Source organism: Flavobacterium sp., assembly GCF_965284515.1.
Taxonomy (GTDB): Bacteria; Bacteroidota; Bacteroidia; order Flavobacteriales; family Flavobacteriaceae; genus Flavobacterium.
In genome coordinates this window covers 2,202,377-2,217,692 of sequence record NZ_OZ260089.1, presented here as the reverse complement: position 1 = coordinate 2,217,692, position 15,316 = coordinate 2,202,377, and the positions used below count along the sequence as shown (strand labels likewise).

The window sequence follows — 15,316 nt, the reverse complement described above, 5'->3', positions numbered from 1 at the left end:
ATGAAAGTAACAATAGTAGGTGCGGGAAATGTAGGTGCAACATGTGCAGACGTAATTTCGTACAGAGGGATTGCAAGCGAAGTAGTGTTATTAGATATCAAAGAAGGTTTTGCTGAAGGTAAAGCTATGGATATCATGCAATGCGCTACAACTACAGGTTTTAATACAAAAGTTGTTGGTACAACAGGTGATTATTCAAAAACAGCTAATTCAAATGTAGTTGTAATTACTTCTGGAATTCCTAGAAAGCCAGGAATGACTCGTGAAGAATTAATTGGTATTAATGCAGGAATTGTAAAATCGGTTGCAGAAAATATTTTAAAATATTCACCAAATGCTATTATTGTGGTAGTGTCTAATCCAATGGATACAATGACCTACTTAACATTAAAAGCAACTGGTTTACCAAAAAATAGAGTAATAGGAATGGGTGGGGCTTTAGACAGTTCTCGTTTTAAATATTTCTTATCTCAAGCATTACAAAAACCAGGTAATGATATCCAAGGTATGGTAATAGGAGGTCACGGTGATACAACTATGATTCCATTAACTCGTTTGGCTTCATATAACGGTTCGCCAATTTCAAACTTTATGTCTCAAGAAGAAATGGATAAAGTAGCTGCTTCAACTATGGTTGGTGGTGCAACTTTAACTGGACTTTTAGGAACTTCAGCTTGGTATGCTCCAGGAGCTTCTGTTGCATTCTTAGTAGATAGTATCTTAAACGATCAAAAACGTATGATTCCTTGTTCTGTAATGTTAGATGGAGAATACGGTCAAAACGATATTTGTATCGGTGTTCCATGTATCATTGGTAAAGACGGAGTTGAGCAAATTGTAGATGTGAAATTAAACGATGCTGAAAAAGCATTATTTGCTAAATCTGCTGAAGCAGTTAGAAATATGAATGCAGACTTAAAAGCTGTATTGTAATTCTCAAAAAATAAATCATAAAAACTGTCAAATATTATTGGCAGTTTTTTTATTTTAATAAGTATTAGGAAAGTGTATAATTAATTAATAAAAAACCAATTTTATTGCCAAATAAAATTGGTTAATCCTATTGTAATATATATATTTGTCCGTTTTTATATAAAAAGAATAATTAATTTATAGTAATAATGCAGAATAAAGGACTGATTAAATTTTTCGCAATTATTTTCGCGTTGGTATGTATTTATCAACTGTCGTTCACTTTTGTGGCTAATAGCATAAGTAATGATGCAAAAACATTTGCAAAAGGAGATTTTTCTAAAGAATTAAGATATTTAGATTCTATTGGAAAAGAAAATGTTTTCTTAGGTAAAACATATAATGAAGTTAGAGACAATCAATTACAAAAAGGTCTTGACTTAGAAGGAGGTATTAACGTAATACTACAAATCTCTGTAAAAGATGTTTTAAATGGATTAGCAAATGATTCTAAAAACCCTGGGTTTAAAAAAGCTTTAGCTGACGCTAAAACAAACCAATCAGGAAATCAAGATTATATTGATGCATTTTTTGTTGAAGCAAATAACGCAAAATTAAATTTAGCAAGTGCAGATATTTTTGGTAATAGAAACTTAGATGAGGTAATTAAATTTGACATGACAAATGCTCAAGTTGAACCAATTATTAAGTTGAAGGTTGTTGAATCTGTTGAAAGTGCTTTTAAAGTATTAAGAGAACGTATCGATAAATTTGGAGTTACTCAACCTAATATTCAAATGTTAGGAAATTCTGGTAGAATTTTAGTAGAATTGCCAGGAGCTAAAGATGTAGACCGTATTAAGAAATTATTACAAAGTACTGCTCAATTAGAATTTTGGGAAACGTATAAAGTAGAAGAAATTAGTGGTTATATTGTAGCTGCAAATGAAGCTTTAAAGAAAACTGAAGTTGAGGTTAAATCTGAAGTAGTTGAAAATGCTGCAACAGGAATTGACTCATTATTAACTGATAAATCTGCTGATACTATTAACAAATCAAACGGACCATTGTTTGATAAAATGTTAATGGGCGGTCAACAAGGTTCTCCTTATGTTGGAATCTTCTTAACTAAAGATACTGCAAAAGTAAGAGAGTATTTAACGAGAAGTGATATAAAATCGTTATTACCTGCTGAATTAGCAAATGTTAAATTTGTTTGGGGTAAAATCGACGAGAAAAGACCAGAAGGAATTGAACTTTTTGCTTTAAAAGGAAATAGAGAAGGTAAAGCGCCTATTAGTGGTGGTGTTATTGTTGATGCTACTGATACTTTTGATCAAATGGGTAAACCAGCTGTTTCTATGCAAATGGACGGTACTGGCGCTAGATTATGGGAAAAATTAACAGGAACTGTTTCTCAACAAGGAAATGCAATCGCAATTGTTTTAGATAATACAGTTTATTCTGCACCAGGAGTAAGTAGAGGAGCTATTTCTGGAGGTCGTTCAGAGATTTCTGGAGACTTTTCAATCAATGAAACAAAAGATTTAGCAAACATCTTAAAAGCAGGTAAATTACCAGCTGCTGCTGAAATTGTTCAGTCTGATGTGGTTGGGCCATCTCTAGGTAAAGAAGCAATTGATAGTGGTTTAATGTCATTTATTATTGGCTTCTCTTTAGTATTAATTTGGATGATTATTTACTATGGTAAAACTGGTTTCTATGCAAACTTAGCTTTATTGGTAAATATTTTATTCATCTTTGGAGCTTTAGCAAGTTTTGGAGCTGTATTAACATTACCTGGTATTGCTGGTATCGTATTAACAATTGGTATGGCAGTTGATGCTAACGTAATTATTTACGAAAGAGCCAAAGAAGAGTTAGATGAAGGTAAATCTGTAGAAGAAGCTGTAAACTATGCATATACATGGAAAGGTGCCATGTCATCTATTTTCGATGCAAATATTACTACTGCAATTACTGCAATTATCTTATTAGTATTTGGAACAGGACCAATCAAAGGTTTCGCAACTACTTTATTAATAGGTATTATAACTTCATTATTTACCGCTGTATTTATTACAAGAATGTTCTTAGACTGGAGTTTGTCTAGAAAAGAAAATATTACCTTCTCAACTTCATTGACTAAAAATTGGTTTAAAAACTTAAATTTTGATTTCTTATCAAAAAGAAAAATTACATATGCAATTTCTGCAGTAATGATTATTTTAAGTTTTGTTTCTTTATTTACTAAAGGATTGAATCCTGGTGTTGATTTTGTTGGAGGAAGAACTTATCAAGTACGTTTTGATAAACCAGTTTCAGCTCCTGAAGTAACTAATGATTTGGTTGCTGTATTCGGAAGTGCAGAAGCAAAAGTTTTTGGAAATGATAGTCAATTAAAAATTACTACTAAGTACAAAGTAGATGAAGAAGGTGAAGGAATTGATAAAGAAGTAAATCAATTATTATTTAAAGGTTTATCAAAATACTTACCAGCTGATTTAACTTATGATAAATTTGTAAATTCATATGAAGGTAAGAAAATTGGTGTAATGCAAGCTTCTAAAGTTTCAGGAACTATTTCTAAAGACATTAAAACAAACTCAATATGGGCTGTATTAGGTTCGTTATTAGTTGTTTTTGTTTACTTAATGATTTCATTTAGAAAATGGCAATTTGGATTTGGAGCTGTTGCTGCAGTTGCACACGATGTTATTATAGTATTGGGTATTTTCTCATTCTTCTATAACATCTTACCGTTTAACATGGAGTTAGATCAAGCATTTATTGCTGCAATCTTAACGGTTATTGGATACTCGTTAAATGATACCGTAATTGTATTCGATAGAGTACGTGAATACTTAAACTACAATTCATCACCAGACTTTGATGGATTAGTAAATAAAGCCTTAAATTCAACTTTAAGTAGAACTATAAATACTTCTGCAACTACTTTAGTTGTATTAGTTGCAATCTTCATCTTTGGAGGTGAAACTATTAGAGGATTTGTATTTGCAATTTTAGTTGGTATCTTAGTGGGTACTTATTCATCTATCTTTGTGGCAACGCCATTAATGAAAGATGTAATGAGTGATAAAGAAGCTAAGAAAATGGCTGAATTCAAAAAAGAAGACTAAATAATTATTTAGATATAAAAAAGTCCTGATGAAAGTCAGGACTTTTTTTATATATTTATATTAAACCAATTAAATTCACTTATGTATAAATTAAAAACTTTACTGTTTCTTATAACAGTTTTATTTATTTCTTGTAACTCAAATTCAATTTATAATGAGTTTAATTCAGATTTTGATTCCAATAGATGGAATTCTAATGAAGAAGTTTTATTTGATTTTGAAAATACGAATGATACAGAACCTATTTTAATAAAACTACACATTGGTCATATTTATGACTTCCAATTTGCAAATGTTCCTGTAGAAGTAACTATAATTTCTCCAAATGGTTCTTCTGAAACAATTAATTTAGATGTACGATTTAAAGATGAAACTGGTAAGGATTTAGCTGATTGCACAGGTGATATATGTGATTTATACGTGCCTATAAAAGACAAAACAACTTTAATAAAAGGAAACTATAAGTTTGTAGTTAAGAATAAATTTTCAAGTTCGTTTTTACCTAATATATTAGGAGTAGGTATTTTAATTGAAAAGTAATTAAACAAAAAAGGCTCTGAATTTCAGAGCCTTTTTTATTGTATGATGCTTTATGCTGTTTTTTTACTCCTAAATATAAAATAAAAACCAGCTATAATGAAAGGTATACTTAACCATTGCCCTGTGGATAATGCTGAAAATATTGGGTTTTCTTCAAAACCACCTTGACTTCCTTTTACATATTCTACAAAGAAACGAACTGTCCATAGTAAAACTAAAAAGGTTCCAAATAATAAACCTTGTTTATTTCTTGCTTCTGTTTTCCAATACATATAATAAAGTATTACAAATACAAACACATAACCAAATGCTTCATATAATTGTGCAGGATGTTTTGGTACAACATCTGCCAATAATTGAGCAAATTTTGGATCGTTTTCAATTGCTTTGTAAGCTTCGTTTGAATTTCCTATTTGAGTAATTTCATAAGCTTGTCTTGGCGAATACCAATCTCTAATAAATTTTATTCCAAATGAAGAAGTTGTTTCAGTTCCTACAATTTCAGAATTCATAAAATTTCCTAAACGAACAAATACTGCTCCACTTGAAACTGGAATTACAATTCGATCTAAAATCCATAAAATAGGTTTTTGAATTACTTTTTTACTGTAATAAAGCATTACAATAATAATTGCGATTGCAGCTCCATGACTAGCTAAACCAGCAAATCCTGTGAACTCCCATCCTTGAATAATTCCAAATATCGATTCGTTTACATTTTCTCTTATAGGCAATAAAATTTCTAATTTATGATCTTTAAAATAATCCCAATCATAAAAGAAAACATGACCTAAACGTGCTCCTACTAAAGTAGCTAATACTGTTGAAACAAATAAATTATCTAGTTTCTCTAATGTTTCACCTTCTCTTTCATATATAGATTTCATTAGATACCAACCTAATCCAAAAGCGATAACGAACATTAAACTGTAAAAGCGAATGTTTAAAAAGCCTAAATCAATTCCTCCAGTAGGGTTCCATATCATGTTTAAAGCATATAACATATTAATGTGTTTTTATATGAGGTTAAAAATAAATATTATTATTGGTAAAGATGTTAATTAAGTTATAAGATTGTAAAATAATTAAGGAACAGGGTCATAGCCACTCTTTCCCCAAGGATGACAACTTAAAATTCTTTTTGCAGCTAAAACCCCGCCTTTAAATAACCCGTATTTTTTTAACGCTTCAATAGAGTAGTGTGAGCAAGTTGGTTCAAATCTACATACAGCAGGTGTGTAAGGAGAAATGGCAACTTGATAAAATCGAAACAAGAAGATAAATGGATAAGTAAGTATTTTGACTATTTTTTTTATCATTAGTTTACACTAAAACCAGTTCCTTCTTTTCCGTCTTTAAGTTGAATTCCAAGAGCGAATAACTTGTCTCTAATTTCATCAGATAGAGCCCAGTTTTTATTCGCTCTAGCCTCATTTCTCATTTCAATAAGCATGTTTACAACACCTTCTAATTTATTATTATCAGAACTAGCTGCATTATTTGTTGTGCTTTCTAAATTTAACCCTAAAACATCATGTAAAAAACTATTTAAAGTTTCGTTTAGTAATGCTAAATCCTCAATTGTAATTGTTTCTTTCTTGTCATTAACTAGATTAATATAACGCACTCCTTCAAATAGTTGAGCAATTAAAATAGGTGTATTAAAATCATCATTCATAGCTTCATAACATGCTTTTTTCCAGCTGTTAATATCTAAAGTAGACGTGGTACTTGCTTCAAGGTTTTTAGCTAATTTATAAGCATCAGCTAATCTGTTAAATCCTTTTTCACTAGCAATCATCGCATCATTAGAAATATCTAAAACACTTCTGTAATGCGCTTGTAAAAAGCAAAAACGAACAATATTAGGATGAAAAGCTTTTTCAAAAAAGTCATTTCCACCTTTAACCAATTCCATTGGTAAAATATAATTCCCTGTAGATTTACTCATTCGTAAACCGTTCATAGTTAGCATATTGGTATGCATCCAGTAATTTACAGGTGAAACGCCATTACATGCTTTTCCCTGTGCAACTTCACATTCATGATGCGGAAATTTTAAATCCATTCCTCCACCGTGAATATCAAATGTTTCGCCTAAATATTTAGTACTCATAGCAGTACATTCTAAATGCCAACCAGGAAAACCAGCTCCCCAAGGAGAATTCCAACGCATAATATGTGCTGGAGAGGCATTTTTCCATAAAGCAAAATCTTGAGGGTTTTTCTTTTCAGATTGTCCATCTAAATCTCTAGTATTGGCAAATAATTCATCAATATTTCTATTGCTTAATTCGCCATAATTCAATCCTTTTTTATTGTAAGCTAAAACATCAAAATAAACAGAACCTTTACTTTCATATGCAACTCCAACCTCAATAAGTTTTTCAATCAATTCAATTTGTTCAATAATATGTCCAGTAGCGGTTGGCTCAATAGTAGGAGGTAAGAAGTTAAAGTTATCCAAAACTTTATGAAAATCAACCGTATATTTCTGTACAATTTCCATTGGTTCAAGCTTCTCTAATCTAGATTGTTTTACAAAGCGATCATTGTCTACATCACCATCATCGGTTAAATGTCCAGCATCTGTAATGTTTCTAACATAACGAACATTAAACTCTAAATGTTTTAAATAACGGTATATAACATCAAAACTCATAAAAGTTCTTACGTTGCCTAAATGTACATTGCTGTAAACAGTAGGCCCACAAACATACATACCTATATTTCCTTCATGGATAGGTTTAAAAACTTCTTTGTTTCCTGTAAGCGTGTTGTAAATCTTTAAGTCTTGATTTTTATATAATTGCATGTATAAATTTTTTTAGAAGCTATTCCTGCTATTCGCTATATCTTTATATTTTATTTCGCAAGCTTCATAAAATGATAAAGGATGCCGCTACTATCAGGGCTAGATTCAAAATTAAATAAAAATGATGAATTTAAAAGCTAAATCCATCATTTATATAATTAAAATGTAGTGTCTAATTTTATATAATCGAGAAATTCTCTTTTTGTTTTGTCTTCTTTGAACTTTCCGCCAAATTCAGCAGTTACTGTGCTGCTTTCAATATCACGAATACCTCTAGAATTTACACATAAGTGTTTCGCATCAATAACGCAAGCAACATCTTTAGTGTTTAAAACTTTTTGAAGTTCTTCAACAATTTGAATAGTTAAACGTTCTTGTACTTGTGGACGTTTTGCAAAATAATCTACAATTCTATTCATTTTTGACAATCCTACAACTGTTCCTTTAGATATATAAGCAACATGTGCGCGACCTACAATTGGTAATAGATGATGTTCACAAGTAGAATAAACAACTATGTTTTTTTCTACAAGCATTTCATTATATTTATACTTATTATCAAATGTAGAAGAACTTGGTTTTTTGGCTGGATTTAAACCGCCAAATATTTCTTTAACGAACATTTTAGCAACTCTGTTAGGAGTTCCTTTTAAACTATCGTCAGTAAGGTCCATTCCTAAAGTTGTAAGAATGTTCTCAACATCTTTTTTAATTGATTCGATTTTATCGTCATCAGTAATATCAAATGCGTCTTTTCTTAAAGGAGTGTTTGCACTAGTTGCAATATGGTTATTTCCTAATTCTTCTTGTAAATCTTCTTTATTTGTCATTATTAACAATAAATATTTAGTGTAGCAATTTTTAGAAATGCAAAGATAAATAATAAACTTTAAATAAAAGTATTTTGTTAAATTTTAAGAAAATAAAAGATAAAAATTAAATTATTGTTAAATTTGCTTATCTACAACTATATATAAAAATAAAAATGAAAAAAAATTACATTAAATTATTTGTACTTTTAGTATTGTGTAATTTTAGTTTTGCTCAAACTAAACCAAAATTTACTTTAGATAGCTTTAAAATAAATTTAATAGAATCTTCTCCATCTACAAGCTATTCAGAAACCTATGCAAATTTAAAGTGGGATAGTAATTTGGTTAATAAAAACACTTCACTTAATAAAATTTATTTAGAGATAGTTCCTATTATGGATTGTTGGAATAATCTTGATGCAAAAGATTTAAAGAAAACTATTTTTATTGATTTAAAAAATGAAAGTGCTAAGCAATTAAGCAATTATATGATTACTCATAAAGGTTTAGTTTCTAAATGTTTCAAATGGCGTATTCGCTTTGTTGGAAAACAAGGAAATCAAATGACTTCATGGAATTATCATTTATTTATTAAATAATTATGAGAAAAATATACTTATTTATCAGTTTGGTTTTTTCTATAATCGCTTTTTCTCAAGGTGGTCCAGGAGGTAGTTGTGCTACAATTGCTTCTTTTTGTGGAGATGCTTCATTACCGTTTAATAACGTTACAAATACGCCTAATCTTGGAAATATTGGTTGTCTTGGTACTGCGCCTAATGGTGCTTGGTATACTTTTCAAGTTAGTACTCCTGGTCTGCTTAATTTTCAAATATCACAAACTAATGCAGCAGGAAATGGTATTGATGTTGATTTTATATGTTGGGGACCCTTTACAACAGACCCGCGTTTGAACCCTTCTTTATGTACAACTTCCTTGCAAGATTACCCTGACGGACAAAATGCAGGAGCTGGAAATATTGTAGCGTGTAGTTATTCTGCAGCTCCCGTTGAAAACTTTTCAATTCCAAATGCTATTGCAGGTAATTTTTATGTTGTTTTAATAACAAATTTCTCCAATCAATCTGGTTCAATTACTTTTGATCAAACAAATAATACTGGAGGATCCAATGGTTCTACAAATTGTGAAATATGTGGTGTCTCTTTAGGTCCAGATAGATTTATATGCAATTCTTCTGTTACTTCGGTTAATCTAACTGCAAATTTTTATTCTCCACCTGTTTCTGCAGTTACCCTTAATTATAGTTGGTATTTAAATGGCGTTCTTCAAACGACAACGACTTCAAATACTTTAACTGTTACTCAAAATGGTGTATGGAGGGTTGAAGTAGACAGGGTAGCCTGTACTCCAACTGAATATGACGAAATTATTGTTGATATTTCTTCAGGAATTGCTTCCAATACAATTGGTCCCTTTAATGGGGCGCCAGGAGATTGTAACCCCACTTTTGACTTATTAAGTTATTTGTCAGCTCTTATGTCTCCTTCCAATCCTGCGAATTATACCTATGAATTTTATGATTTAGCAGACGGTAGTTTAATTCCAGATCCAGCAAATTTTACACCAACATCTACTACAACTGTATATGTTAAAATTATTCAAGGAACGTGTGAAGGTTCTGAGTTTATAGACTTTAACGTAGATTGTGTACCATCAACTTGTTCATTAGTATTGAATTCACCTACGAGTACTTCTAATCAAGCAATTTGTATCAATCAAGCAATAACAGATATTATTTATAATTCTGGTGGTGATGCTACTGGTGTAACGGTTACAGGTTTGCCAACAGGCTTAACTGCGACCTTTTCAGCTGGTCAATTTACGATTAGTGGTATTCCAACTCAATCAGGAGTTTTCAATTATATGGTCGAAACAGTTGGTTGTTCAACAAATATACAATTGACAGGAACAATTACAATTAATAGTATACCTCCTCCTCCAACTTTGAATACAGTATTTTCATCTTGTACTTCAAATGGTTCAAACATAATTAATAATTATAATGCAACTTACACTTATACATTTTCTCCTTTAGGCCCAACCGTTGGTTCTTCAGGAGAGATTTTAGGAGCAATTATTGGCACATCTTATACAGTTGTTGCTAATAATAGTGGTTGTAATTCGCTTCCTTCAGCGCCATTTACTGATATGGCTATGTTAGCATCACCAGTTCAGCCAACAACTACGTCGGTTGCTCCAACGTGTTCAGCTGATGGAAGTTCAACGATTTCAAATTACAATGGTTCATTAACTTATACCTTTACACCAGCTGGTCCTACAGTAGGAGCAGGTGGATTGATAAGTGGAATGACAGTTGGAACCAGTTATACAGTTGTTTCAAACAATGGTAATTGTGATTCAGTTGCTTCAGCCGGATTCAGTAATTCAGGTATGTTGTCAACACCAGTTCAACCAACGATTACTTCCGTATCACCAACGTGTTCATCAGATGGAACTTCAACTATATCCAATTATAACGGTTCATTAACGTATCTATTTACGCCAGCTGGCCCTACAGTTGGAGCAGGCGGATTAATTTCGGGAATGACAGTTGGAACCAGTTATACAGTAATTGCTGATAATGGAAGCTGTTCATCAGTTGCATCTGCTAGTTTTAGTAATGCTGCGATGTTAGCATCACCAGTTCAGCCTACTATTTCATCAGTTTCACCAACGTGTTCAGCTGATGGAAGTTCAACGATTTCAAATTACAATGCAGGTTTAACTTATATTTTTACACCAGCTGGTCCTACAGTAGGAGCAGGTGGATTGATAAGTGGAATGACAGTTGGAACCAGTTATACAGTTGTTTCAAACAATGGTAATTGTGATTCAGTTGCTTCAGCCGGATTCAGTAATTCAGGTATGTTGTCAACACCAGTTCAACCAACGATTACTTACGTATCACCAACGTGTTCATCAGATGGAACTTCAACTATATCCAATTATAACGGTTCATTAACGTATCTATTTACGCCAGCTGGTCCTACAGTAGGAGCTGGAGGGTTAGTAAGTGGTATGACAGTTGGGACTAGTTATACAGTTATTGCAGATAATGGCAGTTGTTCATCAGTTGCATCTGCTAGTTTTAGTAATGCTGCGATGTTAGTATCGCCGGTTCAGCCAACAACTACGTCGGTTGCTCCAACGTGTTCAGCTGATGGAAGTTCAACGATTTCAAATTACAATGCAGGTTTAACTTATATTTTTACACCAGCTGGTCCTACAGTAGGAGCAGGTGGATTGATAAGTGGAATGACAGTTGGAACCAGTTATACAGTTGTTTCAAACAATGGTAATTGTGATTCAGTTGCTTCAGCCGGATTCAGTAATTCAGGTATGTTGTCAACACCAGTTCAACCAACGATTACTTACGTATCACCAACGTGTTCATCAGATGGAACTTCAACTATATCCAATTATAACAGTTCATTAACGTATCTATTTACGCCAGCTGGCCCTACAGTTGGAGCAGGCGGATTAATTTCGGGAATGACAGTTGGAACCAGTTATACAGTAATTGCTGATAATGGAAGCTGTTCATCAGTTGCATCTGCTAGTTTTAGTAATGCTGCGATGTTAGCATCACCAGTTCAGCCTACTATTTCATCAGTTTCACCAACGTGTTCAGCTGATGGAAGTTCAACGATTTCAAATTACAATGCAGGTTTAACTTATATTTTTACACCAGCTGGTCCTACAGTAGGAGCAGGTGGATTGATAAGTGGAATGACAGTTGGAACCAGTTATACAGTTGTTTCAAACAATGGTAATTGTGATTCAGTTGCTTCAGCCGGATTCAGTAATTCAGGTATGTTGTCAACACCAGTTCAACCAACGATTACTTCCGTATCACCAACGTGTTCATCAGATGGAACTTCAACTATATCCAATTATAACGGTTCATTAACGTATCTATTTACGCCAGCTGGCCCTACAGTTGGAGCAGGCGGATTAATTTCGGGAATGACAGTTGGAACCAGTTATACAGTAATTGCTGATAATGGAAGCTGTTCATCAGTTGCATCTGCTAGTTTTAGTAATGCTGCGATGTTAGCATCACCAGTTCAGCCTACTATTTCATCAGTTTCACCAACGTGTTCAGCTGATGGAAGTTCAACGATTTCAAATTACAATGCAGGTTTAACTTATATTTTTACACCAGCTGGTCCTACAGTAGGAGCAGGTGGATTGATAAGTGGAATGACAGTTGGAACCAGTTATACAGTTGTTTCAAACAATGGTAATTGTGATTCAGTTGCTTCAGCCGGATTCAGTAATTCAGGTATGTTGTCAACACCAGTTCAACCAACGATTACTTACGTATCACCAACGTGTTCATCAGATGGAACTTCAACTATATCCAATTATAACGGTTCATTAACGTATCTATTTACGCCAGCTGGTCCTACAGTAGGAGCTGGAGGGTTAGTAAGTGGTATGACAGTTGGGACTAGTTATACAGTTATTGCAGATAATGGCAGTTGTTCATCAGTTGCATCTGCTAGTTTTAGTAATGCTGCGATGTTAGTATCGCCGGTTCAGCCAACAACTACGTCGGTTGCTCCAACGTGTTCAGCTGATGGAAGTTCAACGATTTCAAATTACAATGCAGGTTTAACTTATATTTTTACACCAGCTGGTCCTACAGTAGGAGCAGGTGGATTGATAAGTGGAATGACAGTTGGAACCAGTTATACAGTTGTTTCAAACAATGGTAATTGTGATTCAGTTGCTTCAGCCGGATTCAGTAATTCAGGTATGTTGTCAACACCAGTTCAACCAACGATTACTTACGTATCACCAACGTGTTCATCAGATGGAACTTCAACTATATCCAATTATAACGGTTCATTAACGTATCTATTTACGCCAGCTGGTCCTACAGTAGGAGCTGGAGGGTTAGTAAGTGGTATGACAGTTGGGACTAGTTATACAGTTATTGCAGATAATGGCAGTTGTTCATCAGTTGCATCTGCTAGTTTTAGTAATGCTGCGATGTTAGTATCGCCGGTTCAGCCAACAACTACGTCGGTTGCTCCAACGTGTTCAGCTGATGGAAGTTCAACGATTTCAAATTACAATGCAGGTTTAACTTATATTTTTACACCAGCTGGTCCTACAGTAGGAGCAGGTGGATTGATTTCGGGAATGACAGTTGGCACCAATTATACAGTTGTTTCAAATAATGGTAATTGTGATTCAGTTGCTTCAGCCGGATTCAGTAATTCAGGTATGTTGTCAACACCAGTTCAACCAACGATTACTTCCGTATCACCAACGTGTTCGTCTGATGGAACTTCAACGATTTCAAATTATAATGCAGGTTTAACTTATACCTTTACACCAGCTGGTCCTACAGTTGGATCAGGCGGATTGATTTCGGGCATGACAGTTGGAACCAGTTATACAGTAATTGCTGATAATGGAAGCTGTTCATCAGTTGCTTCATTACCATTTATAAAGGTACAGTCTACACCTGCACCAACACTTACAATTACGAATAATACTCCAAGTATTTGTTCAGGTTCGTCAACAGATATTCTTTTAACAAGTAATGTTCCAGGAACAATTTTTTCTTGGAATGCAGTAGGGACAAATGTAAGTGGTTCAACAAATGGCACAGGAACATCAATCAATCAAATATTAACTACGACTTCAGATGTAGTAGGAGAAGTAGTTTATACTGTAATTGCGACTGCTAATGGATGTTCTGCACCACCACAAGAGGTCCGTGTATACGTTAATCCAGTTCCTGATGTTGTTGTTACACCAACATCAGAAACAATATGTTCAGGTACGTCAACTAATATTTCTTTTAGTGGTTCAATACCTGGTACAGTATTCAATTGGACAGTTGTTCAGTCAGGAGTTACAGGTGCAACATCAGGAACAGGAACAAGTATTATTGATGTTTTAAATACGTCTGTTTTAACAATTCCTGGTACAGCTACATATACAATTACTCCAGTTTTAAATGGATGCTCTGGAACACCAGTTGATGTTATAGTTACAGTTAATCCAACACCAGAGATATTAGGAACACCGACTCATTTACCAATTTGTAGTGGAGAGTTTACTAATATTAATGTTTCGGCAATGGATCCAGCTACAGTATTTGATTATACAGTCAGTGCAGTTGGAGTTATAGGCGCAACAGGAGGAACAATTACAGCAGGAGCACCAATAGCACAACAATTAGAGACTATTTCAAACTCTCAAGGTTATGTAGATTATACCATAACACCAACTTTAAATGGATGTTCAGGAACGCCTATTGTAATTAGAGTGTATGTAAATCCATTACCATTACCAGTATTAGAAGATGGAGTTATTTGTGTTGAATTATCAACAGGAAATGTTTTCCAAACGTATTATTTCCATACAGGATTGAGTAATTCAACTCATACGTTTGTTTGGTATTATGAGGGAGTTATTATTCCTGGAGCTACATCAACAAGTTATGAGGCAACAGCAGCTGGATCATATTCAGTGATTGCTACAAATATCGCAACAGGATGTAGTTCATTAGAAGTGTTTGGAACAGTGAATGCGACGAATCCAGCAACAAGTTTTACATATACAGTTACAAACGCATTTACAGATAATGCTACAATAGTTGTAAATGTACCAGATGGAAATGGAACAATAATGTATCAAATAGACGATGAGGCATTACAAAGCTCAAATATCTTTACAGGAGTAAGTCCTGGAATGCATGTAATTACAGTTGTAGATACACAGGGTTGTACTTACTTAACAGAAGAGGTAATGGTTATTGATTATCCAAAATACTTTACTCCAAATGGAGATGGTTATAACGACTACTGGAATATTATTGGATTACAAAATCAGCCGGGAGCTAAACTATACATCTTTGATAGATATGGTAAATTAATTAAGCAAATTAGTACGACTGGTCAAGGATGGGATGGAACGTTTAATAATCAACAATTACCATCAACAGATTACTGGTTTACAGTTGAGTTTGAAGAAGCAGGGCAACAAAAAGTATTTAGAGCTCACTTCTCATTAATTAGATAAAACAAAAAACACTATAAATAAAAAAGCAGCG

General features: G+C 33.3%; 9 protein-coding genes. 5 read left to right on the top strand and 4 right to left on the bottom strand.

Translation table 11 applies throughout. The features are described 5' to 3' along the window. The 3 genes from mdh to ACQ65T_RS10360 all read left to right on the top strand — a co-directional run bounded on the left by mdh (position 1) and on the right by ACQ65T_RS10360 (position 4,592). Positions 1-933 (top strand): malate dehydrogenase, encoded by a 933-nt coding sequence (mdh, locus tag ACQ65T_RS10370; RefSeq protein WP_430401009.1) that lies wholly within the window; start codon positions 1-3, stop codon positions 931-933. A 188-nt stretch (positions 934-1,121) separates the two neighbouring features. Continuing rightward, positions 1,122-4,052 (top strand): protein translocase subunit SecDF, encoded by a 2,931-nt coding sequence (secDF, locus tag ACQ65T_RS10365; RefSeq protein WP_430401008.1) that lies wholly within the window; start codon positions 1,122-1,124, stop codon positions 4,050-4,052. Between the two features lie 81 nt (positions 4,053-4,133). Then, positions 4,134-4,592 carry a hypothetical protein gene (locus tag ACQ65T_RS10360; RefSeq protein WP_430401007.1) on the top strand — a complete coding sequence of 153 codons (459 nt, stop codon included), beginning with the start codon at positions 4,134-4,136 and terminating at the stop codon, positions 4,590-4,592. 50 nt (positions 4,593-4,642) lie between these two features. On the opposite strand, the gene lgt is transcribed toward ACQ65T_RS10360, so the two are convergent. The 4 genes from lgt to folE form a co-directional block, all read right to left on the bottom strand. Beyond that, positions 4,643-5,596 carry a prolipoprotein diacylglyceryl transferase gene (lgt, locus tag ACQ65T_RS10355; RefSeq protein ID WP_430401006.1) on the bottom strand — a complete coding sequence of 318 codons (954 nt, stop codon included), beginning with the start codon at positions 5,594-5,596 and terminating at the stop codon, positions 4,643-4,645. An 81-nt stretch (positions 5,597-5,677) separates the two neighbouring features. Beyond that, positions 5,678-5,911, bottom strand: a complete 234-nt coding sequence (gene yidD / locus ACQ65T_RS10350; protein WP_430401005.1) for a membrane protein insertion efficiency factor YidD — start codon at positions 5,909-5,911, stop codon at positions 5,678-5,680. After that, positions 5,911-7,407 (bottom strand): cysteine--tRNA ligase, encoded by a 1,497-nt coding sequence (cysS, locus tag ACQ65T_RS10345; protein WP_430401004.1) that lies wholly within the window; start codon positions 7,405-7,407, stop codon positions 5,911-5,913. The genes yidD and cysS overlap by 1 nt, the downstream gene beginning before the upstream one ends. A 158-nt stretch (positions 7,408-7,565) precedes the next feature. Then, positions 7,566-8,237 carry a GTP cyclohydrolase I FolE gene (folE, locus tag ACQ65T_RS10340; protein ID WP_430401003.1) on the bottom strand — a complete coding sequence of 224 codons (672 nt, stop codon included), beginning with the start codon at positions 8,235-8,237 and terminating at the stop codon, positions 7,566-7,568. Positions 8,238-8,392: 155 nt separating this feature from the next. On the opposite strand from folE, the gene ACQ65T_RS10335 reads away from it, so the two are divergent. Both ACQ65T_RS10335 and ACQ65T_RS10330 read left to right on the top strand, forming a co-directional pair. Then, entirely contained in the window at positions 8,393-8,818 is a 426-nt protein-coding gene (locus ACQ65T_RS10335) for a hypothetical protein (RefSeq protein ID WP_430401002.1), read from the top strand. A gap of 2 nt (positions 8,819-8,820) precedes the next feature. Further along, positions 8,821-15,285, top strand: a complete 6,465-nt coding sequence (locus ACQ65T_RS10330; protein ID WP_430401001.1) for a T9SS type B sorting domain-containing protein — start codon at positions 8,821-8,823, stop codon at positions 15,283-15,285. Positions 15,286-15,316 lie beyond the last annotated feature (31 nt).